This window comes from Achromobacter sp. RTa (genome assembly GCF_000757485.1).
Classification (GTDB): domain Bacteria; phylum Pseudomonadota; class Gammaproteobacteria; order Burkholderiales; family Burkholderiaceae_B; genus Achromobacter.
On sequence record NZ_JPYO01000029.1, the window covers coordinates 1 to 23,615 of the forward strand.

Genomic DNA, 23,615 nt, shown 5'->3' on the forward strand with positions numbered 1-23,615 from the left:
CGGCTTCTGCCTGACTTGCACCTATCTGAAGTCGAGTCGCTTCAGGCGGCCAATTAGTCTAAGGGTAAACCCTTATCGATTCATCAGCCAAGCCCAAGACTATAGCACACTGTTTCGAATTACGCAACTGGCTTCTGCCTGATTTGCGCGATCCATGCAATGAATGCTTGCCTGGCCCCGCGATCCGAATCGGTCTAAATCAACTGCCCGAATCGCGAAGGAGCGAGACTATAGCACAACTTTCGGCACGCAAGCGGCCCCGCCAGCCCGGCCCCCTCCTCTATATATAGAGTGAGAGGGAAACGAGCAGGCGGGGCCGCAGGTTCTTGCAGCCCTTTCACCAGCGCAGATAGTTCGCGTCGCGAAGCCGCGTCAGCTCACGATTCACGCTGACTTCGTTGATCAGCCAATTGGGAGCCCCAACGTCCTGCAGCATATGTTCGTCCAGTTCTCCTGCCAGGCTGCGCAAGCGCGCCACATTGCGATACTTCCTATAGGCAGACCATAGCTTTGCGAGAAAACCGTTACCCGAGGGAGCTTCGGTCTTTCGCTGGATTTGGCGGCCGGCCGAGCCAATGGCGCTTTCGGCCGGCGCCGGGGACAGTTTCCGCCCCATGGGCAGCGATACCAACGAAACGGAAGATGAGGAACAAGTTTGCGCTGACATGACGGGCTCCGTATGGGATATGCGTTTGGTAAGCGTAATAGCCCAACCACCCGATGAAAATCGAATTGTTCTGGGGTTATCGGTAAGCTATGATGACCAATAAGTCTTAAATCGGTTTGCCGCCATGCGTTTGCCTCTGAATACCCTTCCCGCTTTCCGCGCGGTCGCCGAGTTGCAGAACCTGCGTGCGGCGGCCGAGCGCTTGCACCTCACTCACAGCGCTGTCAGTCAGCAGATCAAGGGATTGGAAGAACAGCTGGGTTTCCCCCTGTTCGAGCGCAGCGGGCGGGGCATCGTCCTGAACAGCGCTGGCGCCGCCCTGCTTTGCGCGGTCCAGGGAGCCTTGACGCAATTGGATGAAGGGGTGCTCGCCGCGTCGGCGATGGCGGCAGGCGATGAGCAACGCTTGCGAGTGTCGGTGCTGCCCTCATTCGCGCAGCGCTGGCTGTTGCCCCGCATGGCCCGTTGGCGGGCGCGCCATCCCGGGCTGGCGCTGGAGATCGATTCCTCGCAGCAAGTCGCCGATCTGCTGCGCGACGGCTTCCACGCAGCGCTGCGTTTCGGCCGGGGCCCCTGGCCAGGAGTCGAGTCGGAACCCCTGTTCGACATGCCCTTGCCCCTTATCGTCCTGGCCTCGCCGGATACGGCCGCCGCGCTTCCCGACTGCACGCCCGAAACGCTTGCCCGGCAGCCCCTGCTGGGCGAGCGCGAGGTCTGGCAGCATTGGTTCAATGCCGCCGGACTGCGCACCCCGGTCACGCCGGTGGCTTCGTTCAACGACGCGGGCATGATGCTGCAGGCCGCCGAACAGGGGCTGGGCATCACGCTGGGACGCGAACTGCTTGCGGCGGACGCGCTATGCGCCGGGCGGCTGGTGCAAGTCTCTCCGGTAAGCGTCCATTACGAGCAGGCGCAAACGTATCACCTGGTCTATCGCCCCAGCCTGCGCGACTGGGGGCCGCTGGTTGCGCTGAAGCAATGGTTGCGCGACGAACTGGAGATGTCCCGCCGCAGCCTGGTCCCCCCCGACGCGCAGACAGGGGAAGAATCGCAGGCGCGATAACGGCAGCCCAGGCCGCCGTGCAACGGACAACGGACAACGGATCTCAGGCGACCTTGCGCGCGACGGGCGCCGCAGGCCGCATGGAATCCGTTTCATTGAACCGCTGGTGCCACGAGAACGCCTCTTCCAGCAAATGCGGAGTCTGGCCGCCGCGTTCGCAGGCCCGGTCGAAATAATCCTGCAGCGCATCGCGGTAGAACGGGTGCACGCAATTGCGGATGATGGCGCGAGCCCGTTCGCGGGGCGCGAGGCCGCGCAGATCCGCCAGTCCGCATTCGGTGACCAGCACATCCACGTCATGCTCGGTATGGTCCACATGGGACACCATGGGCACCACGCTGGAAATGTCGCCATTCTTGGCCATCGACTTCGATACGAAAATCGCGAGATGCGCATTGCGCGCGAAGTCGCCCGATCCGCCGATGCCGTTCATCATGTGGGTGCCCCCCACGTGGGTGGAGTTCACGTTGCCGTAAATATCGAATTCCAGCGCGGTGTTGATCGCGATGATGCCCAGGCGGCGGACGATCTCCGGCGCATTGCTGATCTCCTGCGGACGCAGCACGATGCGCTCGCGATAGTGCTCCATGTTCGCCAGGATTTTTTCGTAGACGGGCTTGGACACCGTGATGGAGGACGCCGATGCGAATGCCAGCTTGCCCTGGTCCAGCAGTTCGATGGCGCTGTCCTGCAGCACTTCCGAGTACATCGTCAGTTGGTCGAAGCTGGAAGACTCGAATCCGTGCAGCACGGCATTGGCGATGGTTCCGATGCCGGCCTGCAGCGGCAGCAGGGAGTTGCTCAGACGGCCCGCCTCGACTTCACGCCGCAGGAAGGCGTCGATATGGCCGGCGATGGCGTTGGTTTCTTCATCGGGCGGCAGGGCGTTGGACGGGCTGTCCGGTTCGTGCGTGATGACGATGGCGGCGATCCTGGAGGGATCCACCTCGATAAATGGCTGCCCGATGCGCTGGTCCGCGGAAACCAGCCCGATGGGCTGGCGCGCGGGCCTGTCGGCGGGCACGTAGATGTCGTGCAAGCCTTCAATGGCGGCGGGCACTCCCAGGTTCAGTTCGATGATGATCCGGTCCGCCTGTTGCGCGAACGAGGCAGAGTTTCCCACCGACATCGTCGGCACGATGGCGCCGCTCTCGGTGATCGCCGCGGCCTCGATGATGGCCACGTCGATCGGGCCGATGTGCCCGGCGCGCAGTTGTTCGACCGTTTCCGACAGGTGCTGGTCGATGAAGGCGATCTCGCCCTGGTTGATCTTGCGGCGCAACGTGGTATCGACCTGGAACGGCATGCGGCGCGCCAGCGCGTTGGCCTGCGCCAGCATCTTGTCGGTGTCGTGGCCCAAGGACGCCCCGGTGATCAGCGTGATGGAAAACGGATCGCGCTCGGCGCGTGCCGCCAGCGCCGCCGGCACGGACTTACAGTCGCCAGCGCGGGTAAAGCCGCTCATTCCGACGGTCATGCCGTCCTGAACCAGCAAAGCCGCCTGTTCGGCGGACGTGATCTTGGCGCGCAGCCCAGGGTGGCGGATACGGTCGAGATGCATGGTGTCTCCAGATTCAAGGGCCAACGGCTCGCGGCGGGGCGCGGCGATATGCCGCCTCTGCGCCCAGGCGCCGTCTGACGCGGCGTTTCCCGAGGTCCCAAGGCCGGCCATGCCGGCGCCGGGACGATTTTTCCGCAGTATAGGAAGGCCTGCTCAAATCTCGTAATGACTTAAAATCATTCAAATAAGTCGTTTTTTTCATTATTTGCTTGTTTTTCGCGCGGCGCGCGAAGGAGATGCGGGGCCATGGACGTGCGCGCGCTGAGGTATTTCGTGGAAACCGTCAGGCATGCCAGCTTCACGCAGGCGGCCAAGGCCCTGTTCGTGACGCAATCGACGGTCAGCAAGATGATCCGGCAACTGGAGGAGGAAGCGGGCACGCCGCTGCTTATCCGCGATGGCCACACCGCCCGCCCCACCGACACCGGCCGGGTCATGTATCTGCGCGGCGTGCAGGTGCTGGAAACGATGCGCCAGCTGTCCGAAGAGTTGCGCCAGACCACCGACCTGCGCCGCGGCGCGCTGGAGGTCGGCATCCCGCCCATGATCAACCTGCTGTTCACCCCGGTGGTGAAGCGCTTCCGAGAACGGCATCCCGGCATACACCTGACCTTGCGCGAAGGCACGGGACAAGCGGTCGAAGGCCTGGTCGCGAGCGGAGAGCTGGAAGTGGGCGCCACCATCCTGCCGATCGCACCCGACGGCGGGCTGGCCGCCCAGCCCTTCGGCAGCTACCCCATATGGGTAATCGGTCCTCCCGACGCCCCCTGGGCGGGCAAGACCTCGCTGCCGCTGAGCGCGTTGCGCGATGCGCGGCTCTTGATCCCCACCGACGACTTCGCCATCACGCGCCGCCTGCGCCAAGCCTTCGCCGATGCCGGCTTCCAGCCCGGCATCGCGGCCCAGAGCGCCCACTGGGACTTCCTGGTGGCCATGGCGTCCGCCGGCCTCGGGGTGGCGCTGCTTCCCGAGCCCTTGATGCAGCGGATGAAAACACGCGGGCTGAGCACCGCGAAACTGGCCAAGTCGGGCATGCAGTGGGAAGTGGGCCACATCTGGCAGCAATCGGGATACCTGTCCTTCGCTGCCCGCGCCTGGCTGGAGGTGTGCGACGAGGTGCTTGGAAAACCTAAAAAGGGGCCCGCCCGGAGCGCTGCGCGCTAACCGGAGTTGAATCCAAACGTTGGCCTCGTAAACTTGGATTGCGGCCAGCCGCGTCATCCGATCCGCGTGCAGGCCCCGGCCTTGATCCGGCCCCGTTTCGTACGCCCGCGCGGGCGGGCGTTCAACGCAAATCGCGCGCCGATTCTATTGGGGCCATAGCACCAGTTTTTGTTGCAATGGGCCGGGCGCCGGCTTGATATGCTGCCGCCTCGATGCGAGTCATTCGCCCAAGAACATGACACCAAAACCCCACTCCCCGCCCTTGCGCGCCTGCCGCAAGCGCTCGTCGTTCGCCGCGCTGGCCGCGGCATTGCTGCTGACGCTGTTCCTGATCCCCGCTTTCGCAGCGCAGCCGCCCACGCCGGCCGACACGGAAACGATGCTGACCGCGGCGCGCAAGCAGATCGACGATATCCGCAAGCGCGTCGCTGACGAAACCGATGACGCCGCGCTGCTGCGGCAACGCGCCGACGCGCTCGACATCCAGTCCAAGGCGGATGCGGCGGCTGAAGCATTGGCGCCGCAGCTGGCCAGCGTGGCGGCCAAGCTGAGCGAATTGGGCACGCCGCCGGAAGGCGCCAAGGAAGCGCCCGACGTGGCCGCGCAGCGCACGCAACTGGAAAAGAGCAACCGGGCGCTGGATGCGCAGATCAAGTTGGCCAGGCTGCTGTCCGTGGACGCCGGCCAGGCCGCGGAACAGATATCGGCCCAGCGCCGCACGCAGTTCCAGGCGCGCCTGGGCGAACGGCGGGACTCTTTCCTCTCCAAGCCGTTCTGGACGGAGTTCCGGGAAGAGTTCCCGCGCGATCTCGAGCGCCTGAAGGCCCTGGGCGATGATCTTGCGGCCGCGGTGAAACAGACGCCCAAATGGGGTTGGCTGCTACTGTCCGCGGCTGCCGTGCTGGCCATCGCCCTGCGCATCTGGGTCGGCCGCATCCTGCTGCGCCTGACCGCCACGCGGGTCCCTCCCGGCCGCCTGCGGCGCTCCTTCCTGGCGGTCACGCACGTGGTGCTGGCCGTGGCCACGCCCGGCGTCATCGCGCTGCTCATCCATATCGGGCTGGACTGGAATTCCCAGTTGACCGACAACACCGCATCCCTGTTGGCCAACCTGGTGGCGACGGTCTGTTTCGGCGGATACGTGTCCGGGCTGGGCTACGCCCTTCTGTCCTCGAACCGGCCGTCGTGGCGCCTCCCCCCGGTCAGCGATATCGTCGCCACGCGGCTGCGCTGGCTGCCCGGCGTGCTGGGCGTGCTCGTGGTGATGATCTGGCTGGCCGAGCGCCTGCCCGTGCTGCTCAACGCCAGCCTGACCACGACGATCACGCTGACCGGCATTGTCGCCGTCATGACCATGGCGATGATAGGCGCCGTGCTGGCGATCAGCCGCCGGCTGCGCCGGCAGGCCATGCAGGAGAACGACACACCCATTCCCTTCTGGCTGTCGTTGCTGTTGACCGCCATCTGGACGGTGCTGATCCTGAGTCTGGCCAGCCTGCTGGCCGGCTATGTCGCCTTCGGCAGCTTCTTGGTCAAGCAGGTGCTGTGGACGCTGATCGTGCTGGCCTCCGCCTATCTGGCCTCGACGCTGATCGAGGACGGCTTCGGCACGCTGCTGGGCACCTCTCATCGCGATGGAGGCGAACACGAAACGCCGAGCATGCGCGACCAGGCGGCGGTGCTGCTGTCCGGCGTCGGCCGGGTCGCGGTCGGCCTGCTTGCCGTCACCCTGCTGCTGGCCCCGTTTGGCGAGGCGCCGATGGAATTGGTGCAACGCTTCGATCAATTGCGCAAGGGCCTGGCCATCGGCGAAGCGCAGATCCGTCCCGGGGCCGTTCTGCAAGCGCTGCTGGTGCTGGGCCTGTCCCTGCTCAGCGTGAAGTTGCTGAAGCGTTGGCTGTCCAACCGCTACCTGCCCACGACCGAGCTCGATCCGGGAATGCAGCTGTCGGCCGCCACACTGTTCGGCTACGCCGGCTTCGTGATTGCCGTCGCCCTGTCGCTATCCGCCGCAGGCATAGGCCTGGAACGCGTGGCGTGGATCGCCAGCGCGCTGTCCGTGGGTATCGGTTTCGGCCTGCAGGCTGTCGTCCAGAACTTCGTTTCCGGCCTGATCCTGCTGGCCGAGCGCCCGGTCAAGGTCGGCGACTGGGTATCGCTGGGCGGCGTGGAGGGCGACATCCTGCGCATCAATGTGCGCGCCACGGAAATCCAGATGGGAGACCGCTCGACCGTGATCGTTCCGAACTCGGAATTCGTCACCAAAACCGTGCGCAACGTCACCCGCTCCAATCCGCTGGGGCTGGTGCAGATCAAGCTGCCCATGCCGCTGTCCATCGATGCCGAGCATGTGCGCGAACTGATTCTGCAGGCCTTCGCCGACCACGAGGGTGTGCTGGACGCGCCGACGCCCGACGTCTTCCTCGATGGTATCGAAGGCGGCCACCTGATCTTCAACGCCAAAGGCTATGTGTCTTCGCCGCGGGCGGCCTATGGCGTGCGCAGCGCCCTGCTGTTCACCGTCCTCAAGCGCCTGCACGACGCAGGGCTGGAGGTGTCGTCGCCGCCCACCATGCTGCTGGCTTCGGCCCCGCAGCTGCCGGCGGTGCCGGAGGCGGCTCCCGCCGCGGTCCCCCCGCCGGCCGCGCGGTAGCGTTCCGGCCGGACATGACGCCCGGCCTCAACCGGGTGAATACAGGTCGGCGAACGTCTGCCTGTCATAGCGGGGGTTGCGCAGCGGAGGAGACGCCAGCGCGGCGCTCTGCACCGAACGCACGGGATAGGCCTGCGCCGTCGGCCTCTCGGCCAGCACCGGCGCCGAAGGCGGCGCGACCTGCGCAACCGCGCTTCCGTCAAAGCGATGATCGGCCGTGGTCAGCGCGGGATTGGTGCACAGCCCCTGCGCCACCAGCGCGGCCTTGGTGCGGTCGTCCGTCTGGCACAGAATGTCGATGGCGGCGGTTTCCAGGCGGCGCGCGCGGTCGGCGTCCTTGGTGGAAGCGGCGGCCTGCATCGTGCGTTCGAAGTTGCGCCGCAAGCTGCACTTCTGATCCTCGATCGGGATCGCGAGGTTCATGCCGAAGCCGACGACGGAACCGCCTCCGCCCGCGGACACCATGCAGCTATCCGACGAGAACGAACCGTAGAAACTCTGGCCGCCCACCGGCGGCGCGGTGCGCAGCGTGCTGGATCCGTTGTTGCTGGAATTGAACGTAATGCCCTGGTTGTTGCCCGCATTGGTCGAGCCAGATGACGCCGAGGTCGTGGCGCTGGAACTGCTGGTCTGGGCGCTGGCGGAGAACGCCGCCAACGACAGGGAAATGGCAAACACAATGGTCTTCATGATGTCCCCTCGCCCGGACGGCCGAAGCCGTCCGGATAATTGGGTCAGTGATTGAACCCTGCGACATGGCCCACCGCGCCAATGCCGTGTATCGACCCGAACGCACCCACATTCACCGCATGGAACGAACCCGTAGCCGACGCGTTGGTGTCCGTTTTTCCGAACGTGGCGCCGCCATTGGCGATGCTGTCTCCCACCATGATGGGCGCGTTGCCCGACACGCTGCCATAGGACTCGCTGTTGGCGTATTGACGCGTGCTGGTGACGACTTGCGTGCCGTCGCGGCCGAAGGTGCCGCCGACTTCCGCGATGCCGCCGGTGCTGCCGAACGAGGTCTGGCTGGACGAACCGTAGCCATTGATCTGGGTGGCCACCACCGAACTTCCGGTGGAAACCGATGACGCGGTGCCGTTGATCGCGCCGGCGTGCCCCGTCACGGACCCGCCGACCGGACCGGTGGCGTAGGCCGTTGCGGCAAACAAGGACAACGCGGCGACTGCTGCGAGCTTTTTCATTTGAGCTCCTCCTGCTCCGTACTTGCACGGATACCTGGTTGCCGGTGACCGACCGGCGCGGACCGTTACCCCCCAGCCCTCCGGACAATGACGAAAGGCGTGGGACTTTCGTATTGGTACGGAATGATTGCGCCGTCCTAGGCACATCGATATCGGCTAAACGGGCGACCGGATCCGGGAGGACGAACCTGGGCCGTAACAAGTCCGGCCAAATATGCGGATAACGCAAACTGGACCATGCATATGGACGAAGCGGAATGCCTGGGAGGAAACGCGCAAGCTGAAGAACTCAACTCAATGGATGGGGATGCCTGCCCGCGGCTCGGGCAACTTCCCTAGCGCACCCGAGCGACGCGGCGGGCCCGGATTTTTGCAAGCCTGTCAAAAGGCTGAATGAGGTTTTTTCGGCCATACTATTCCGGCCGCCGGGCGCTACCCGGCTCCATTCGTCTTACGGAGACAGAATCATGATCCAGGAGATTGCCAGCATCCATGTCCGCGAAGGGCAGGAAGCGTTGTTCGAAGCCGGCGTGGCGCAGGCGAAGCCGCTGTTCCTGCGAGCCCGCGGATGCCACGGCATGGAGCTGTACCGCAGCATCGAACAGCCGCAGCGCTATACGCTGGTCGTGGACTGGGAAACCGTGGAGAACCACATGGTGGATTTCCGCGAGTCCACGGATTTCCAGGAATGGCGCAAGCTGGTGGCGGGCTTTTTCGTCGAGCCGCCGCAAGTGCACCATGAACAGAAGGTGCTTTGAAGCCTAGGGGGTATCGGGCGGATCGTCGTACTTGCGCGCGCTGCCGCGAAAACGGTCCGCCGGATATTTCCGCGCGTTCTTCACCATCTTGTCCGCCACCGCCTCGGCGATATCGATGCCCAGCTGATCCGCCAGCGCGACCAGGTACATCTGCACGTCGGCGATCTCGTCCGCCGCATCGGCCAGCCGCTCGGGCGGCATGCTGCGCGACTCGGCCTCGGTCAGCCACTGGAACAGCGACACCAGCTCCCCCGCTTCGCCGGCCAGGGCCATGGCCAGGTTCTTCGGCGAATGATAGGGCTGCCAATCCCGCTCCGCCGTGAACCGGCGGACGGCCAATCTGATCTGTTCCAGGTCGGACATCCCGCCTCCTGATATGAAATAGGCGCTTCAGGCCGCCCCGAGCCGCGCGCTTGCCGCGAGCGCCACGGCTACCGTGGTGCGCACGTCGGCCAATGCCCGGTGAGTGGGGTCCGAGGCGCCGACATGGCGCGCCAGGATCTCCAGCTTGTGCGACGGCAGTTCGGGCCAGGCGCGCCGGGCCAACGCCAGCGTGCAGTGGGTGGCGTTCGAAAACGGCATTCCGGTCTGATCCGCCGCAGCGCCCAGAAAGCGCCGGTCGAACGACGCATTGTGGAAGAACACGGGCAGGTCTTCCACGAACTCCAGGAAGGAAGAAAACGCCTGCACCACCGGCACGCCATGGCGATCGACTTCCGCCTGCGTGATGCCGGTCAATCGCGTGATGAAAGACGGGACGGGACCGCGCGTGCGCACCACCTGCGTGTATTCCCGTTCCATCGAGCCGCCAGCGTCCACGCGCACCGCGGCGAATTCCAGGATCTCGCAGGTGGCCGTGGACAGGCCGGTGGTTTCCAGGTCGGCGACGATGAACGGGCCGCGCAATGCCCTCAGCGCTTCGCCCAGGGCCTCGGCGCCAGCCTTGCGCCCCGCAGCCGCCCGGACGGGCGCGGCGGCGCCCGAGCGCGCCCGCCGGTAGAAAAACGTCACGGCCCTACTCCGCCGGCCGCAGCGGCGCGAAACGGGGCGAGCCGTCGGCCAGCTTCCCGAAGAACAGCGCCGCGGGGCGCACCCACAGCCCGCGCTCGTGGGGCCACAGGTGCTCGTACACCACCATGGATTCCTCGGTTTCGGAGTGTCGGGCGGTGCCCACGTAGAGGTACAGGCCGCCCTTGTAGTGGCGGTGCGAGGCAAGAGCCAGGGCTTCGGATTCGGTCATGGAAGATCGCGCAAATGGCGCGGCCCGGGCGGGAAGGTTCCTGCCCGGGCCTGCGGGTTCAGACAATACCGTCTTTATAGCGCATCGGAGCGGCGGCGCCGGGACGGCACCTCACGCCGCATCCAGTTCGCGATAGCGGCGGAAGATGCCTTCCCCGAAAGGCAGGCGCCTGCCGCTTTCGAAATAGGGCTGCAATTCCGCCAGCGCCGCCACGCGCGCATGCAGCGCCATGACTTTCGGATAGCCCGCGGCCAGCGTGGCCATGCGCTTGGGAAAGGCATAGAGCAGGCCGTCGACCAGATGGAACAAGGACAGGTCCACGTAGGTCCAGCCCTTGCCGCCTGCCAGCCAGGCATCGTGCCCGTCCAGCACCGATTCGAAGTACCCCAGGAATTTGGGCATCCGCTCTTCGCGGAAGCTGCGCGCGCGCCGCGCCGCCTCTTCCTTCTGCTCTTCGTAGTATTCGCTGGCGGAGATGGGATGGTGGGTGTCGTGCGCTTCGGCCACCATATCGGCGATGGTGAGCTGCAGCTGGTTCACCCATAGGCGCCCTTCCAGGGACTCCGGCGCCAGGCCGTGCTTTTCACCCAGGAACAGCAGGATGTTGGCTGTCTGCGCCAGCGTCATCTTCCCCGCGACGAGATAGGGCGGCGCGAACGGCGGATGCCTGCGGGGGGAACTCAGATCCTCGATCAGGGTGTTTTCGTCCGCGCCCCGTTCGCGCGCGCAATCGCGGTACGGAATGCCGCCCGCTTCCAGCGCCAGGCGCACGAACTCTCCGCGTCCGGGAATGCCATCCCAATACCAAAGGTCGTAAGTCATGCTGTCTCCTTCTGTCGATGAAGGCTAAGCCGGGAATACGCTGATCTCGCCTTCGTGTCCGGCGGCCGGCGCGCCGCGGGCCTGCTGGTACTGCCTGGGGGACAGGCCGAAATGCGCGCGGAAGTCGCGCGAAAAATGCGCGCCATCCGCAAAGCCGCAGTCCAGCGCAATCTGGGTGATGCTGCATGGATTGTTCAATAGCAGCCAACTGCCGTATTCCAGCCGCAGCTGGCGTTGGAAAGCCATGGGCGACATGCCGGTAGCCACCCTGAATGCGCGCTCCAGCTGCCTGCGCCCCACTCCGACATACCGCGCGATCGCGTCCAGCGGAGGCGGACTGTCGATGCGCTGCTCCATGAAATGCGCGGCCTGGCGGACGCGCAGATCCTGGATGCCCGACAGGTCCGTATGGAAATGCGCCTGCGGCACGCGCCCCGGCCGCACGCCCTGGAGCATCATGTGCCGCACGGCCTGCTGGGCCTTGTCGCGCCCGCAATGCCGGGCCACCAGGTACAGGCCCAGGTCGATGGCGGCGGTGGATCCGGCGCAGGAAATCAGGTCGCCCTCGTCCACGAACAGCCGGTCGACAACCACACGCGTCTGCGGAAACCGTTCGCGGAAGGTATCCAGCACGTTCCAATGCACGCAGACCGTGCGCGGACCGATCACGTCCGCCTGCGCCAGCGCGAACGTGCCCGTGCAGATGCCCAGCAGGCGGACACGTTGCGCGGCCGCCTGCCGCAGCCAGTCGCGCAGCCGTTCGGGCATGCGTTCATTGAAATAGTCGTTGCCGCCGCAAACGGCCACATAGTCGAACTGCGACAGGTCGTCGGGCAGGCTGTCCGCCACGTCGATCGTCAGGCCCGCGCTGGAGCGGCGCGGCTTGCCGTCCCAGCTCATGACGCGCCAGGCCGTGTGGATCTGGCGGCTGCGCCCGCCATGGTCGCCCGCCAGCCGCAACACATCCACCAAACCCGCGAAGGCGGCGAGCGTGAACTGGTCGAGCAACACGATGCCGATCGTCAGCGCGGGTTTCCCCTGAGCAGGCTTGGGCAAGCCGTCTCCATAGGGAAACGGCGCGGGCGCGGCGGGCGTTGCGGTATCCATGTCGCAATTATTCAAGTTTATGTCCCGCGCCTTCAAGCTGGTTTTCCCTGGGATCCCCAAGATTCGCTTGTGGCACCGTATGCGCGCCCTCCGGGATACGCCGGAACGGGCCGACAAATTCACAAGGGGATTCCGACATGGCAACACTTACCCGCAGCGCCGTCCGCGCCGCCCTGCTGGGCGCAGGACTGCTCGTGGCCAGCCAGGCGCTGGCGCAGCAGCAGAAAATCACCGTCGCCTGGTACGGCGGCAACTGGGGCGACGCCTTCCGCACCTGCGTCGCCGAGCCCTACACCAAGGCGACGGGCGTCACCGTGGTGCCGGAGGTCGGAACTTCCACCACGACGCTGGCGAAACTGCAACAACAGAAAGGCGCGCCCACGATCGACGTCGCCTGGATGGATGGCGGCATCAGCGAACTGGCCGCCGAGGCCGGCGTGCTGGACACGCTGGATCCCGGCGCCATTCCCAACATGAAGAACGTTATCGACCAGGGCCTGTACCGCAATGGCGGCGCAGCCTATGCCGTCAGTTCCGGCTACTACTCGCTGGGCATCGCCTACAACACCAAGGACGTGCCGCAGCCGCCGACCAGTTGGAAGGATCTGTGGAAGCCCGAGTACGCCGGCGCCGTGGCCATACCCTCGCCGGCGAATTCGTCCGGCGTGCCGTTCGTGTTCTTCCTCGCCCGGGTCTTCTCCGTCGACCCGTCCAACCTGGCGCCGTTGTATTCCAAGCTCGCCAGCCTTGATACGGCGCTGTTCTTCGACAGTTCCGGCGCCGCCACCAACGCCTATCAGAGCGGCGAGGCCATCATCGGCGCGCACTTCAACGTGGGCGCCTGGGACCTGATCGACAAGGGCCTGCCCATCGGCTTCGCCGTGCCCAAGGAAGGCGCCTGGGCCACCGACGCGCGCCTGCACCTGGTCAAGGGCGCGCCGAACAAGGCCGCCGCGCAGAAATTCATCGACACCGCCCTGACTCAGGAGGCCGCCGCCTGCCTGGCCACGCGCCTCTACCTGGGCCCCGCAGTCAAGGACGTCCAGGTGCCGAAGGACGTCGCCCGCAAGCTGCCATGGGGCGCGGACGGTTCGGTCAAGAACCTCAGCCTGTTCGACTGGAACATCATCAACAGCCGCCGCGCCGAGGTCACGGACGCCTGGAACCGCCAGGTTGCCCGCAAGCGCTAGACCGGGGCCGAACATGTCCGCATTGCTTACCATCGACGCCGTATCGATGCGCTTTGGCGCCTACCAGGCCCTCGACCGCATCGACCTGGAAGTCCAGCAGGGAGAATTCGTGGCGCTGCTGGGCCCCAGCGGCTGCGGCAAGACCACGCTGTTGCGCTCGATCGCCGGGTTCCTGAAGCCCGAGTCCGGCCGCATCCTGATCGAGGGCCAGGACATCAGCCGGCTGGCCGCCCACCACCGGCCGCTGAACACGGTTTTCCAGAACTACGCCCTGTTCCCGCACATGAGCGTGCTGGAGAATGTGGCCTACGGCCCCCGGCGCCAGGGAGCCTCGCGGCCAGAGGCCGCGGCGCGCGCCCGCTCGGCGCTGGACATGGTGGGCCTGGCGGACTTCGGCCCGCGCTATCCCCGCGAGATGTCGGGCGGGCAGCAGCAGCGCGTGGCCCTGGCCCGCGCCATCGTGAACCAGCCCAAGCTGCTGTTGCTGGACGAACCCCTGTCCGCGCTGGACCTGAAGCTGCGCAAGCGCATGCAGCTGGAGCTCAAGCACCTGCAAGCGAAACTGGGGATCGCCTTTATCTTCGTAACGCATGACCAGGAAGAGGCCATGACCATGGCCGACAAGGTGGTGGTCATGCACGCGGGCAAAATCGAACAGGTGGGAATGGGCACCGATATCTATCGGCAGCCCGCCACGCGTTTCGTGGCCGAATTCATCGGCGAGGCCAACTTCCTGGCCTATTCCGCATCGGGCGACGACACCCTGCTGCTGGAAGCCCAGAGCCTGCGCGTGCCGCTGCGCGGCAAGACCGCGCCCGCGCGCGGCGTTGCAGTGCTGCGCCCGGAGGACCTGCGCCTGAGCGGCGGCGGCGCCGGGCCAAGCCTGACCGGAACGGTGACCGACGTGATCAATGTGGGCAGCCACAGCATGATCCACGTGGACATTGGCGGGCAGACCGTGGTGGCGCGCCACGGCGGCATCGCGCCCTCGAGCCTCGGCCCCGGCGTCGCCGCCACGCTGGCGTTCGAGCCGGAAAATCTGCACCTGATCGGTGAACGGCCATGAACGCCCGCTCCTGGCAATCGCCCTGCCTGTTGCTGGCGGCGCCGGTCCTGTTCTTCGCCGCCTTCTTCCTGGCCCCCCTTGCGGTGGTCGCGTTGGCAAGCTTCACTGGCGGCCCCGACGGCTTGACCTTGACCGCGCAGCAATACATGCGCGTGCTGGCCGACCAATATCACTGGGACGTCATCCTGGTGACCTTCCGGCTGGCCTTCTTCACCACGGTCGCCTGCGTGATCCTGGGCTATCCCCTGGCCTGGTACCTGGTGCGCGTCGTGCGCTGGAAAGCCTGGCGGCGATTCTGCGTGATCCTGCTGGTAGTGCCGCTATTCACCAGCAACATCGTGCGCGCCTTCGGCTGGATGGTGCTGCTGGGCCGCAACGGCCTCGTGAACCAGGCCTTGGTGGGAATGGGCGCCGCGGACCGTCCCGTGCGCTTCATCGGCACGGAAACCGGCATTCTGATCGGCATGGTCTACGTGCTGCTGCCTTTCGTGGTGCTGGCCGTGGGCAACGCGCTGGCCCGCGTCGATCCCGCCTGCGAACAGGCCTCCGCCGACCTGGGCGCAAGCCCCGCCGCCACCTTCTTCCACATCACCTGGCCGCTGACGCTGCCTGGCGTGGTATCGGGCGCCATCATCGTATTCACGCTGGCCGTCAGCGCCTACGTCACGCCGGCCCTGCTGTCGGGCGGACGCGTGTCGGTGCTGTCGATGCTGATCTTCCAGCAGTACAGCACGGTGTTCGACTTCCACTATGGCGGCGCGCTGAGCATGGTGCTGCTGGCGTTCACCCTGATCCTGGTCGCGCTGGCGAACCGCGCCGCCGTCCTGCCTGGAGCCGCGCGATGATACTCCGCCACCTGATACGCCTGTTCGCGCTCGGCGTCCTCGTCTACCTGGCCCTGCCGCTCGTGGTCATCCTGGGGTCTTCTTTCACCGCCACGCCCTATCTGGCATTTCCGCCGCACGGCTGGACACTGGAGTGGTACCGCACGCTGCTCGTCGAAGCCGGCTATGTCGCCGCGTTCACGACCAGCACGGTGCTGGCGCTGGCGGCCACGGCCGCGGCGGTGCTGCTGACGGTGCCGGCCGCGCTGGCGCTGGCGCGGCACGAATTCCCGGGCAAGGCGGCGCTGACCTCCGTGCTGATGTCGCCGCTGGTGCTGCCCCATATCGTCCTGGGCGCGGCGCTGCTGCAATACGGGGCCTATTTCGGCCTGACGCGCAGCTTCCTGTCCCTGCTGATCGGGCACATCGTCATCATCGCTCCTTTCGTGCTGCGGTCCACGCTGACCCTGCTCACGCCCGAACAGCGCGCCCTGGAAGAGGCCTCCGCGGACCTGGGAGCCAATCCGTGGACCACATTCTTCCTGGTGGTGCTGCCCCAGATCCGGCCGGGCATCGTCACCGGCTCGATCTTCGCGTTCATCTCCTCCTGGATCAACGTGGAGCTATCCATTTTCAACACCACGGCGGACCTGAACACGATCCCCGTGAAGCTCTTCAACTATGTGCAATACACGATAGATCCGACCATCGCGGCCGTATCGGGCGCCACGATCGCGGCCGCGGTGATCGCCATCGTCATCCTGGATTTGACCGTCGGGCTGGACATGCTGTCCGAACGCGGCAAATAACCCTTCCTCTCTTTCCTACTTGTCTGGAGCCACAGTCATGCGCAAGCAAGACGCGTTCGATGTCATCTATACCCATACCGAAGGCGAGCCCCTGTGCATCGTGCACAGCGGCATTCCCTACCCCGCCGGGTCCACCATCCTGGAAAAGCGGGCGTTCCTGGAACAGAACTATGACTGGCTGCGCAAGGCCCTCATGCGCGAACCCCGCGGCCACAAGGACATGTTCGGCGTCTTCCTCACGCCCCCGTCCAGTCCCGAGTACGACGCCGGCCTGATCTACATCGACGGCACCGAGTACTCGCACATGTGCGGCCACGGCACGATCGCCGTCAGCATGGCCATGGTCGCCCACGGCCTGGTCGCGCGCGGCAAGGACGGCATTACCAAGATCCGCTTCGAAACCACGGCCGGGCTGGTGGTGTCGGAAGTGGCGTCGGAGGGCGAAAACGTGCTGTGGACGCGCTTCGAGAACGTGCCGGCCTATGTGGCGGCCCAGGACATCCCCGTGGAGCTCCCCGGCTACGGCAAGCTCTCCGCCGACATCGTCTGGGGCGGCAACTATTTCGGCATCGTGGACCTTTCGGGCTGCGACCTGCGGATTTCGCCGGACAACGGTAGCGAGCTGTCCCGCATGGGCCTGATCGTGCGCGACCAGCTCAACGCCCGCCAGCGCATCCAGCATCCGACAGAGGCGCACATCAATAATCTGAACTTCATCACCTTCTGGCACCAGCCGACCATCGAAGGCGCGTTCTACAAGAACGTGCACGTGTTCAGCGCCGGCCAGCTCGACCGCTCGCCTGGCGGCACCGGCACCAGCGCGATGATGGCCATGTTCGAGGCGCGCGGGAAGATGGGACTGAACCAGCCGATCAAATCGGAAGGCCTGCTGGGCAGCGGCGTGTTCGAAGGCTGCCTGCTGGGCGAAGTCGACCTGAACGGCACCCGGGCCGTACGGCCGACAGTCAAGGGAACGGCCAGCATCCTGGGCACGGCCCGCTGGGTCATCGACAAGAACGATCCGGTGGGGGCCGGGTTCCTGATCCGCTGAGCGTTCGGCTCGATCCGGGTGTCGGGCACGATGGCGATGCCGACATGCCAGTGTCTGACACCCGTACGAGATGCTCGTCAAGCTGAAGCGGCGTTCCCGGGTGTCAGACACCCACGCGGCACCGGAGCAGAGTGCGGGCCATCTCCTCGGGTGTCAGACACCTGGCATCATCTCGTACGGGTGTCAGACACGGGAATAAGCACTACCGCTCGGCATCCTCCAATATCATCTCCGCCCCGCGTTCGGCCACCATCATGACGGCCGCCTGCGTGTTGCCGGACACCATCTTCGGCATGACCGACGCGTCCACCACGCGCAGGCCCGACAGGCCGTTCACGCGCAGACGCGGATCGGTGACCGCCGCGGCATCCGAGCCCATGCGGCAAGTGCCGATGGGATGGTAGATGGTCTGGCCGTTGCGCCGCGCGAAATCGAGCCATTCATCGTAGCTTTCCACGCCCGAACCGGGGCTGAGCTCCGCATCCACGTAGGGCCGCAGCGCCGGTTGGCCGACTATGCGCCGCGCCACCTGCATGCCGCCCACCAGGCTGTCGCGGTCCACCTGGGCGGACAGGAAGTTCGGGCGGATCGAGGGCCCCGCCAACGGATCGGCGGACTTGATGTGGATGGATCCGACCGATTCCGGCCGCAACTGCGCCACGCCGATCGTCATGCCGGGATGCCGGTCCAGAATGCGCTCCGCCGCGTTGGCGTAGCTGGCGTGCACGAAGAAGTACTGCACGTCGGGCGCGGGCAGGTCCGGCGCGCTTTTCACGAAACCGTGCACCAGCCCCGTGCCGAGGGTCAGGATGCCCGTGTGGCTCGTGTAGTAGCGCGCAACCTGCTGGGCAAGCCGCCATCCGCGCGACATCTCGTTCAGCGTCACCGTTCCCTTCACCCGCCAGTTCATCCGCGTGGCGTAGTGGTCGATGTAGTTCTCGCCCACCTGCGCCTGCGCATGCACCAATGGAATCCCGAAGGATTGCAGCAGCGCCGGATTGCCCACGCCGGACAGTTCCAGGAGCTGCGGCGACTGTACCGCCCCCAGGCACAGCAGCGTTTCGCGCGCCGCCCGCGCCGTGCGCTCCTGCCCATTCTGGCGGTAGGCCACTCCCACGCAGCGCTTGCCTTCGAAGACCAGCCGCGTCACGTGCGCCCCGCATTCGACGCGCAGGTTCTTGCGGCCGGACGCCGGACGCAGATAGCCGTCCACCACGCTCCAGCGCCGGCCCCGATGCTGCAGCACCTGGTAGTAGCCCACACCCTCCTGGCTGCCGCTGTTGTAATCGGGGTTCAGGGGTTGGCCGTCTTCCTGCGCGGCGCGCAGGAACGCGTCCGACACGGGAAAGCGCTCCGCCACTTCCTCCAGGCGCATGGGGCCGGTCTTGCCTCGGCCGTCGCCGCCCCGCTCGTAGTGTTCGATCTTGCGGAACAGGCGCTCGGCCTGCGCGGAGCCCCAGCCGGTGGCGCCGGCGGCCTCCCAGCCGTCGTAGTCCTGCGGCTGGCCGCGCACGTAGATCATGCCGTTGATCAGCGTCGACCCGCCCACGCCCTTGCCTCGGGGCACGGCAATGGTCCGGCCGTACACGTTGTCCTCGGGTTCGGTGGCGAAGCGCCAGTTGTAGTCCGGGTTCACCAGGAGCTTGGAAAAGCCCGCCGGAATGGAAATCCACATGCTGCGCGCTTCGTGCCCCGCCTCCAGCATCAGCACTCGGTGCTTGCCGTCCGCGCTCAGCCGGTTGGCCAGGATGCAGCCGGCCGTGCCGCCGCCCGCAATGATGAAATCGTAGTCGTCCATTGTTGTCCAGAGTCCGGATTACGGCTGCGCGGCCCTATTCGGCGCCGGCCACGCCCAGCATCTGCGCCATCAGTTCGATCTGGCAGGCCAGCATTGGCGCGCCGTAGTGCACCTTGCAGCCTCGGGCCTGCGCCGCCAGCAGCAGCGCGGTATCGCGCGGCTGCATGATGACTTCGCATACCAGCTGGTCCGGCGTCAGCCGGCCGGCGTCCAGCGGCAGCGCATCGTCGGGCTTCATGCCCAGCGACGTGCCGTTGACCACCAGTTCATGCCCCGACGGATCGGCCGTACCGATGGCGATGGCGGCGCCGGGATGCAGGGACAGGATCCGCGCCTTCAGGTCTTCCGCCTTGGACACCGTGCGATTGGCGATGGTCAGCCGCGACACGCCGGCCTGCACCAGCGCGAAGCCGATCGCGTTGGCCGCGCCGCCCGCCCCCGCCAGGTAGGCGCTTTTCCCTTCGAGCGATACGCCGGCCGTCTGCAGGCCGCGCACGAAGCCCTCGCCGTCCAGCATGTGCGCCACCAGGCGGCCGTCGGCCTCGCGGCGCACCACGTTCGCGGCGCCGATCTTGCGGGCCACCGGGGTCGCGTCATCGACCAGCTCCAGGATGGCCGTCTTGTGCGGAATGGTGACGATGACGCCGCCCAGGTTCTCCAGCCGGCGCAGCCCTTCGACCGCGGCCGCCAGGCCTTCCGGCCGGACGTGGAACGGCACGCACACACCATCGAAACTTATGCCGGCGAAATGCTCGTTCATGCGCTGCGGCGTCTTCACGTGATGGATGGGATCGGCCAGGATGCCGAACAGGCGGGTGTTTCCGCTGATTTCCTTCATGTCATTCTCCGTCGTTCAGGCCTTGAGCCATTCACGCGCCACCTCGCCGATGCCGGCGGCATCCAGCTTGTAGTGCGCATAGAGGGTGGTGGGAGGCGCTATCAGGCTGTATTCATCGTAGATGCCGTGGCGGCGCAGGCGGGTGCCGGTGCCTGCGTCGGCCAGCACTTCGGCCACGGCCGAGCCCAGACCGCCCAGTACATTGTGTTCTTCCACCGTCATCAGCATGGGCGAGCGCCCTGCGGCCGCCAGCACGGCGTCCCGGTCCAGCGGCTTGATGGTGGGCATGTCGATCACGCCCACGGACAGCCCCTCTCCGCGCAACTGCTCGGCGGCGGCGAGCGCGGCATGCACGGTGATGCCGCAGGCGATGATGTTCATGTCGCTGCCGGTGGAGTGGACGATGGCGCGGCCGAACTCGAAAGGCGCGCCGTCTTCATAGACCTGCGGATCGCGCCCGCGCCCGATGCGGAAGTAAATGGGTTCCGGCCAGCCGGCCGAGGCCTTGATCGCGGAAGCCAGCTGCGGCCCGTCGGCCGGCGATACGACCGTCAGGCCGGCCAGGGCGCGCATCGTCGAAATATCTTCGGTGGCGTGGTGCGAGGTGCCGTAAAAGCCCAGGCTGATACCGGTGTGATGGCCGATCAGCCGCACGGGCAGCTTGGTGTAGGCCACGTCCATGCGAATCTGTTCGCAGCAAAGCAGGCCCAGGAAGGAGGCGAAGGTCGCGACGAACGGCATCATGCCGGTGGTCGCTAGCCCGGCCGCCGCCGACACCATGTTCTGTTCGGAAATGCCGAACTGGATATAGCGGTCGGGATAGGCCTGCGCGAAGCGATTCAGTCCGTTGGAGTATTGCAGGTCGGCCGATCCCGCCACCACGGGATGGCCCTGGGCGGCCAACTCGATCAGCGCGTCCGAGAGGTAGGAAAGCCCGGGGTTCACCGCGTTCAGCGCGCGATACTGCCAGGAATCGGGGGAAAGCGTCTGTGAGTTTGCCATTCAGATCTCGCGGGACATGATTTCATCGATGGCGCCTTGCGCGTCTTGCGGCGCCAGGTAGCCCAGGTGCCAGCCCGGTTCCGTCTCCATGAAGGAAACACCCTTGCCCTTGACCGTCCTGGCGATCACGCAGGCCGGCCTGTCGCGCTCTTCGTCCGCGCGCAGGCGGCGCAGCAGCGCGGTCAGCTCCGCCAGGTTGTGGCCGTCCACTTCGTGCACCTCCCAGCCGAAAGCCTGCCATTTGTCCCGCAGCGACTCCACGCCCATCACGTCGTCGACCTTGCCGTCCAGCTGATAGCCGTTGCGATCGATGATGGCGATCAGGCGCGACAGGCGATTGTGCGCCGCGAACAGCGCCGCCTCCCAGACCTGTCCTTCCTGCATCTCGCCGTCGCCCAGCATGACGAACACGTTGAAGTCGCGCCGGCTCATGCGGCCGCCGATCGCCATGCCCACTCCGTTGGACAGGGCGTGGCCGATAGAGCCGGAGCTGAAATCCACACCCGGCACCTTGCTCATGTCGGGGTGGTCGCCCAGCGGGCTGCCCAGGCGGGTGTAGCCGTCCAGCAGCTCGCGGCCGATGAAGCCGTGGTCGGCCAGCACCGGGAACAGGCCGACGGCCGCATGCCCCTTGCCCATGAGGAAGCGGTCGCGGTCGGGCCATTGGGGCTCGCCCGGACGCAGCCGCATGACGTCGTAGTACAGCGCGGCGAAGATTTCCGCGCACGAAAACACCGAACTGTAGTGGCCGACCTTGGCGATCTCGATCAACCGGATCGTCTCCAACCGGATAAAGCGGGCCTTTTCCCGCAATAGCCGGAGCTCCTCTTCCGAGGGAGCCTCCCTTTCCTGGCGCATGGCGTCTCCTGCCTTTGTTAGGATATATGATATATAATATACCCATTGAGCTTGAATTGGCCATGGCGGGCTAGAATTCATCCCGAATCCGCCCTATCCATCAATACAGCAAGCCAGCAACCGCTATGTCGAGCCTTAAACCGGTAAAGAAAGAGAACCTCTCCGTCAGGGTCTACAACGAAATCCGCAATGCCCTGATCAACGGGCAGTACGAACCCGGAGAGCGTCTCATCATTGGCGAACTTGCCCAGGAGATGGGCGTTTCCATCACGCCCGTGCGCGAGGCCATCTTCCGGCTCATCAGCGAGCAGGGCCTGGAAATGCAGGCGGCCACCGCGGTCTACGTGCCCTACGTCAATTCGGAAAAGCTGCGCGAGATCCAGCAGATCCGCTTCCACCTGGAAGGCATGGGCGCGGCGGAGGCCGCGCAGAACATCACGCGCAAGCAGCTGGACAACCTGATCGCCCTGCAGCGGGATTTCATCTCCTGCACCTCCACGGACCCCAAGCGCGCCAGCTACCTGAACCGGAAGTTCCACTTCGCCATCCTGGAAGCGAGCAACAAGCCCATCCTGCGCAACACGGTGGAGTCGTTCTGGGTGATCACCGGCCCCATCCTCAAGGTGTTCCACGTCAAGACGTCGGGGCTGGACTACTCGCAAGACGAACACCGCCACGAGGCGGTGCTCCAGGCCCTGGAAGCGCGCGATTCCGAAGCGGCCAGGCAGGCCATCCAGGCCGACCTGGTCTGGGGCGGCAAGATCATGATCGATTGGCTGGTCGAGCGCGAAAAGGAACTCGACTACCGCCCTCCCCAGTCCCGCAAATAGGAAGATCCGATGCTGAAGATTTTTGGCGCCCCCGGCCGCTACCTCCAGGGGGCCGGCGCCCTGGACACCCTGGGCCAATATGCCGCCCTGTTCGGCCGCCGCGCCGCCCTGGTCATAGACAGCTATGTCCATGGCGTGCTCGGGCCAAGAATCGAAGCGCTTTGCGCCGCCCACCAGGTGGCGCTCGTTCCCCTGCTCGTCGAAGGCGACCTGACGCCGGAGGTCATCGCGCACTTGCGCGCGCAGGCGGCGCCGGCAGGCGTGGACATGGTGATCGCGGTGGGCGGCGGCAAATCGCTGGACGCCGGCAAGGCGGTGGCCAAGTCCTCGCACTGCCACCTGATTACCGTGCCCACCGTCGCGTCCAACGACGCTCCGACCAGCAAGAACTACGTTCTGTACGACGCCCATCACAATCTCCTGGCGGTGGAGCACATGCTGTTCAACCCCACGATCGTGCTGGTGGATACCGCCGTCATCGCCACCGCGCCCGCGCATTTCTTCCGCGCGGGCCTGGGCGACGCGATCTCGAAGAAATTCGAGGCCGAGCAGTGCCAGCGCAACGGCGGCAGAAACATGTACGACGCCGCGCCCCCGCTTACCGCGCAATTCATCGCCGACGGCTGCCTGCGCACCCTGCTGGCCGATGGCGCGGACGCCGTGGCGGCGGCCGGCAGCGGCCAGCCCACGCCGGCGTTCGAGCGCGTGGTGGAAGCGATGATCCTCATGAGCGGTCTCGGTTTCGAAAGCGGCGGCCTGTCCATCGCCCATGCCCTGACGCGCGGACTGCCCAAGATCGACGGCCTGGCTACCTCGCCGCATGGCATGCAGGTCGCGCTCGGCCTGTTGGTGCAGCTGGACCTGGAGCAGCGCGCCGACGGCATGCTGGCCGACCTGAAGCAGTGGTACGCCCAGGTGGGGCTGCCGACCACGTTGCGCGAGCTGGGCGCCGCCGGCACGCCGTCCGACGCGGACCTGGCGCTGGCCGCGGAGCTGAGCCTGAAGGCCCGCCACGCCGCCAATTTCGATCGCGCCTTGGACACCGGCACCCTGGCGGCCGCCCTGCGCCGCCACGCCTGACCCGTCGGCGGCCGCCGGGGCAAGCGCCC

The 23,615-nt window shown here is 66.1% G+C and carries 24 protein-coding genes; 11 read left to right on the forward strand and 13 right to left on the reverse strand.

Going from position 1 to position 23,615, the window contains the following annotated elements; translation table 11 throughout:
- Nucleotides 1-337 precede the first annotated feature (337 nt).
- Nucleotides 338-667: a hypothetical protein gene (locus JL37_RS10605; protein ID WP_231570330.1), complete on the reverse strand. Its 330-nt coding sequence runs from the start codon at nucleotides 665-667 to the stop codon at nucleotides 338-340.
- Nucleotides 668-791: 124 nt separating this feature from the next.
- Here JL37_RS10605 and JL37_RS10610 point away from each other — a divergent pair, with 124 nt between their 5' ends.
- Nucleotides 792-1,730: a LysR substrate-binding domain-containing protein gene (locus JL37_RS10610; RefSeq protein ID WP_043543912.1), complete on the forward strand. Its 939-nt coding sequence runs from the start codon at nucleotides 792-794 to the stop codon at nucleotides 1,728-1,730.
- Nucleotides 1,731-1,773: 43 nt separating this feature from the next.
- On the opposite strand, the gene JL37_RS10615 is transcribed toward JL37_RS10610, so the two are convergent.
- A complete protein-coding gene (locus tag JL37_RS10615) occupies nucleotides 1,774-3,291 on the reverse strand; it encodes an acetyl-CoA hydrolase/transferase family protein (RefSeq protein WP_043543913.1) in 1,518 nt (505 codons plus the stop codon).
- A 246-nt stretch (nucleotides 3,292-3,537) separates the two neighbouring features.
- Between JL37_RS10615 and JL37_RS10620 the strand changes: the two genes are divergently transcribed.
- Entirely contained in the window at nucleotides 3,538-4,455 is a 918-nt protein-coding gene (locus JL37_RS10620; protein WP_043543914.1) for a LysR family transcriptional regulator, read from the forward strand.
- 235 nt (nucleotides 4,456-4,690) lie between these two features.
- On the forward strand, nucleotides 4,691-7,108 hold the full coding sequence (locus tag JL37_RS10625; protein WP_043543921.1) for a DUF3772 domain-containing protein: 2,418 nt from the start codon (nucleotides 4,691-4,693) through the stop codon (nucleotides 7,106-7,108).
- 27 nt (nucleotides 7,109-7,135) lie between these two features.
- Here JL37_RS10625 and JL37_RS10630 read toward each other — a convergent pair whose 3' ends face one another.
- Together JL37_RS10630 and JL37_RS10635 are read right to left on the reverse strand one after the other, a co-directional pair.
- Nucleotides 7,136-7,798, reverse strand: a complete 663-nt coding sequence (locus JL37_RS10630; protein WP_043543923.1) for a hypothetical protein — start codon at nucleotides 7,796-7,798, stop codon at nucleotides 7,136-7,138.
- A gap of 44 nt (nucleotides 7,799-7,842) precedes the next feature.
- Complete coding sequence (locus tag JL37_RS10635; RefSeq protein WP_043543926.1) at nucleotides 7,843-8,313, reverse strand: hypothetical protein; 471 nt, start codon at nucleotides 8,311-8,313, stop codon at nucleotides 7,843-7,845.
- Between the two features lie 467 nt (nucleotides 8,314-8,780).
- On the opposite strand from JL37_RS10635, the gene JL37_RS10640 reads away from it, so the two are divergent.
- Nucleotides 8,781-9,071 (forward strand): antibiotic biosynthesis monooxygenase, encoded by a 291-nt coding sequence (locus JL37_RS10640; RefSeq protein WP_043543930.1) that lies wholly within the window; start codon nucleotides 8,781-8,783, stop codon nucleotides 9,069-9,071.
- A gap of 3 nt (nucleotides 9,072-9,074) precedes the next feature.
- Here the strand turns inward: JL37_RS10640 and JL37_RS10645 are convergent, their stop codons facing one another.
- The 5 genes from JL37_RS10645 to JL37_RS10665 all read right to left on the reverse strand — a co-directional run bounded on the left by JL37_RS10645 (nucleotide 9,075) and on the right by JL37_RS10665 (nucleotide 12,240).
- Nucleotides 9,075-9,434, reverse strand: coding sequence for a nucleotide pyrophosphohydrolase (locus JL37_RS10645; protein ID WP_043543933.1), 360 nt, complete (start codon nucleotides 9,432-9,434; stop codon nucleotides 9,075-9,077).
- 27 nt (nucleotides 9,435-9,461) lie between these two features.
- Nucleotides 9,462-10,082 (reverse strand): PolC-type DNA polymerase III, encoded by a 621-nt coding sequence (locus JL37_RS10650; protein WP_081955025.1) that lies wholly within the window; start codon nucleotides 10,080-10,082, stop codon nucleotides 9,462-9,464.
- Nucleotides 10,083-10,086: 4 nt separating this feature from the next.
- Nucleotides 10,087-10,311: a DUF1653 domain-containing protein gene (locus JL37_RS10655; protein ID WP_043543935.1), complete on the reverse strand. Its 225-nt coding sequence runs from the start codon at nucleotides 10,309-10,311 to the stop codon at nucleotides 10,087-10,089.
- A gap of 111 nt (nucleotides 10,312-10,422) precedes the next feature.
- The gene (locus JL37_RS10660) at nucleotides 10,423-11,133 is read right to left on the reverse strand and encodes a glutathione S-transferase (protein ID WP_043543937.1); all 711 of its coding nucleotides are present in this window, start codon (nucleotides 11,131-11,133) and stop codon (nucleotides 10,423-10,425) included.
- Between the two features lie 24 nt (nucleotides 11,134-11,157).
- On the reverse strand, nucleotides 11,158-12,240 hold the full coding sequence (locus JL37_RS10665; RefSeq protein WP_052097062.1) for a GlxA family transcriptional regulator: 1,083 nt from the start codon (nucleotides 12,238-12,240) through the stop codon (nucleotides 11,158-11,160).
- A 137-nt stretch (nucleotides 12,241-12,377) separates the two neighbouring features.
- On the opposite strand from JL37_RS10665, the gene JL37_RS10670 reads away from it, so the two are divergent.
- Genes JL37_RS10670 through JL37_RS10690 form a run of 5 tightly spaced genes read left to right on the forward strand, consistent with a single transcriptional unit; the run spans nucleotide 12,378 to nucleotide 17,180 of the window.
- The gene (locus JL37_RS10670; protein ID WP_043543940.1) at nucleotides 12,378-13,430 is read left to right on the forward strand and encodes an ABC transporter substrate-binding protein; all 1,053 of its coding nucleotides are present in this window, start codon (nucleotides 12,378-12,380) and stop codon (nucleotides 13,428-13,430) included.
- A 13-nt stretch (nucleotides 13,431-13,443) separates the two neighbouring features.
- Nucleotides 13,444-14,496, forward strand: coding sequence for an ABC transporter ATP-binding protein (locus tag JL37_RS10675; RefSeq protein ID WP_043543941.1), 1,053 nt, complete (start codon nucleotides 13,444-13,446; stop codon nucleotides 14,494-14,496).
- Complete coding sequence (locus JL37_RS10680) at nucleotides 14,493-15,341, forward strand: ABC transporter permease (protein ID WP_043543942.1); 849 nt, start codon at nucleotides 14,493-14,495, stop codon at nucleotides 15,339-15,341. Before JL37_RS10675 ends, JL37_RS10680 begins: the two co-directional genes overlap by 4 nt.
- Nucleotides 15,338-16,129: an ABC transporter permease gene (locus tag JL37_RS10685; protein WP_043543944.1), complete on the forward strand. Its 792-nt coding sequence runs from the start codon at nucleotides 15,338-15,340 to the stop codon at nucleotides 16,127-16,129. The genes JL37_RS10680 and JL37_RS10685 overlap by 4 nt, the downstream gene beginning before the upstream one ends.
- Nucleotides 16,130-16,166: 37 nt before the next feature.
- Entirely contained in the window at nucleotides 16,167-17,180 is a 1,014-nt protein-coding gene (locus JL37_RS10690) for a proline racemase family protein (protein ID WP_043543946.1), read from the forward strand.
- A gap of 202 nt (nucleotides 17,181-17,382) precedes the next feature.
- Here JL37_RS10690 and JL37_RS10695 read toward each other — a convergent pair whose 3' ends face one another.
- From JL37_RS10695 to JL37_RS10710, 4 genes are read right to left on the reverse strand one after another with little or no spacing between them, the layout of a single operon-like run.
- Nucleotides 17,383-18,978 (reverse strand): GMC family oxidoreductase, encoded by a 1,596-nt coding sequence (locus JL37_RS10695; RefSeq protein WP_043543947.1) that lies wholly within the window; start codon nucleotides 18,976-18,978, stop codon nucleotides 17,383-17,385.
- 34 nt (nucleotides 18,979-19,012) lie between these two features.
- Entirely contained in the window at nucleotides 19,013-19,816 is an 804-nt protein-coding gene (locus tag JL37_RS10700) for a shikimate dehydrogenase (protein ID WP_043543948.1), read from the reverse strand.
- A 15-nt stretch (nucleotides 19,817-19,831) separates the two neighbouring features.
- Nucleotides 19,832-20,818: a transketolase family protein gene (locus tag JL37_RS10705; protein WP_043543950.1), complete on the reverse strand. Its 987-nt coding sequence runs from the start codon at nucleotides 20,816-20,818 to the stop codon at nucleotides 19,832-19,834.
- Nucleotides 20,819-21,676, reverse strand: a complete 858-nt coding sequence (locus tag JL37_RS10710) for a transketolase (protein WP_043543952.1) — start codon at nucleotides 21,674-21,676, stop codon at nucleotides 20,819-20,821.
- Between the two features lie 125 nt (nucleotides 21,677-21,801).
- Here JL37_RS10710 and JL37_RS10715 point away from each other — a divergent pair, with 125 nt between their 5' ends.
- Nucleotides 21,802-22,506 carry a GntR family transcriptional regulator gene (locus JL37_RS10715; RefSeq protein ID WP_043543953.1) on the forward strand — a complete coding sequence of 235 codons (705 nt, stop codon included), beginning with the start codon at nucleotides 21,802-21,804 and terminating at the stop codon, nucleotides 22,504-22,506.
- Nucleotides 22,507-22,515: 9 nt separating this feature from the next.
- Nucleotides 22,516-23,586: a glycerol dehydrogenase gene (locus JL37_RS10720; RefSeq protein WP_043543957.1), complete on the forward strand. Its 1,071-nt coding sequence runs from the start codon at nucleotides 22,516-22,518 to the stop codon at nucleotides 23,584-23,586.
- Nucleotides 23,587-23,615: the final 29 nt, after the last annotated feature.

What these genes read in the sequence shown, in the direction of transcription:
- JL37_RS10680 (WP_043543942.1), top strand. Translation starts at nt 14,493, where the DNA reads ATGAACGCCCGCTCCTGGCAATCGCCCTGCCTGTTGCTGGCGGCGCCG.
- JL37_RS10620 (WP_043543914.1), top strand. Translation starts at nt 3,538, where the DNA reads ATGGACGTGCGCGCGCTGAGGTATTTCGTGGAAACCGTCAGGCATGCC.
- JL37_RS10715 (WP_043543953.1), top strand. Translation starts at nt 21,802, where the DNA reads ATGTCGAGCCTTAAACCGGTAAAGAAAGAGAACCTCTCCGTCAGGGTC.
- JL37_RS10720 (WP_043543957.1), top strand. Translation starts at nt 22,516, where the DNA reads ATGCTGAAGATTTTTGGCGCCCCCGGCCGCTACCTCCAGGGGGCCGGC.
- JL37_RS10605 (WP_231570330.1), bottom strand. Translation starts at nt 667, where the DNA reads ATGTCAGCGCAAACTTGTTCCTCATCTTCCGTTTCGTTGGTATCGCTG.
- JL37_RS10700 (WP_043543948.1), bottom strand. Translation starts at nt 19,816, where the DNA reads ATGAAGGAAATCAGCGGAAACACCCGCCTGTTCGGCATCCTGGCCGAT.
- JL37_RS10665 (WP_052097062.1), bottom strand. Translation starts at nt 12,240, where the DNA reads ATGGATACCGCAACGCCCGCCGCGCCCGCGCCGTTTCCCTATGGAGAC.
- JL37_RS10705 (WP_043543950.1), bottom strand. Translation starts at nt 20,818, where the DNA reads ATGGCAAACTCACAGACGCTTTCCCCCGATTCCTGGCAGTATCGCGCG.
- JL37_RS10640 (WP_043543930.1), top strand. Translation starts at nt 8,781, where the DNA reads ATGATCCAGGAGATTGCCAGCATCCATGTCCGCGAAGGGCAGGAAGCG.
- JL37_RS10645 (WP_043543933.1), bottom strand. Translation starts at nt 9,434, where the DNA reads ATGTCCGACCTGGAACAGATCAGATTGGCCGTCCGCCGGTTCACGGCG.
- JL37_RS10615 (WP_043543913.1), bottom strand. Translation starts at nt 3,291, where the DNA reads ATGCATCTCGACCGTATCCGCCACCCTGGGCTGCGCGCCAAGATCACG.
- JL37_RS10675 (WP_043543941.1), top strand. Translation starts at nt 13,444, where the DNA reads ATGTCCGCATTGCTTACCATCGACGCCGTATCGATGCGCTTTGGCGCC.
- JL37_RS10695 (WP_043543947.1), bottom strand. Translation starts at nt 18,978, where the DNA reads ATGGACGACTACGATTTCATCATTGCGGGCGGCGGCACGGCCGGCTGC.
- JL37_RS10660 (WP_043543937.1), bottom strand. Translation starts at nt 11,133, where the DNA reads ATGACTTACGACCTTTGGTATTGGGATGGCATTCCCGGACGCGGAGAG.
- JL37_RS10710 (WP_043543952.1), bottom strand. Translation starts at nt 21,676, where the DNA reads ATGCGCCAGGAAAGGGAGGCTCCCTCGGAAGAGGAGCTCCGGCTATTG.
- JL37_RS10625 (WP_043543921.1), top strand. Translation starts at nt 4,691, where the DNA reads ATGACACCAAAACCCCACTCCCCGCCCTTGCGCGCCTGCCGCAAGCGC.
- JL37_RS10655 (WP_043543935.1), bottom strand. Translation starts at nt 10,311, where the DNA reads ATGACCGAATCCGAAGCCCTGGCTCTTGCCTCGCACCGCCACTACAAG.
- JL37_RS10670 (WP_043543940.1), top strand. Translation starts at nt 12,378, where the DNA reads ATGGCAACACTTACCCGCAGCGCCGTCCGCGCCGCCCTGCTGGGCGCA.
- JL37_RS10635 (WP_043543926.1), bottom strand. Translation starts at nt 8,313, where the DNA reads ATGAAAAAGCTCGCAGCAGTCGCCGCGTTGTCCTTGTTTGCCGCAACG.
- JL37_RS10630 (WP_043543923.1), bottom strand. Translation starts at nt 7,798, where the DNA reads ATGAAGACCATTGTGTTTGCCATTTCCCTGTCGTTGGCGGCGTTCTCC.
- JL37_RS10690 (WP_043543946.1), top strand. Translation starts at nt 16,167, where the DNA reads ATGCGCAAGCAAGACGCGTTCGATGTCATCTATACCCATACCGAAGGC.
- JL37_RS10610 (WP_043543912.1), top strand. Translation starts at nt 792, where the DNA reads ATGCGTTTGCCTCTGAATACCCTTCCCGCTTTCCGCGCGGTCGCCGAG.
- JL37_RS10685 (WP_043543944.1), top strand. Translation starts at nt 15,338, where the DNA reads ATGATACTCCGCCACCTGATACGCCTGTTCGCGCTCGGCGTCCTCGTC.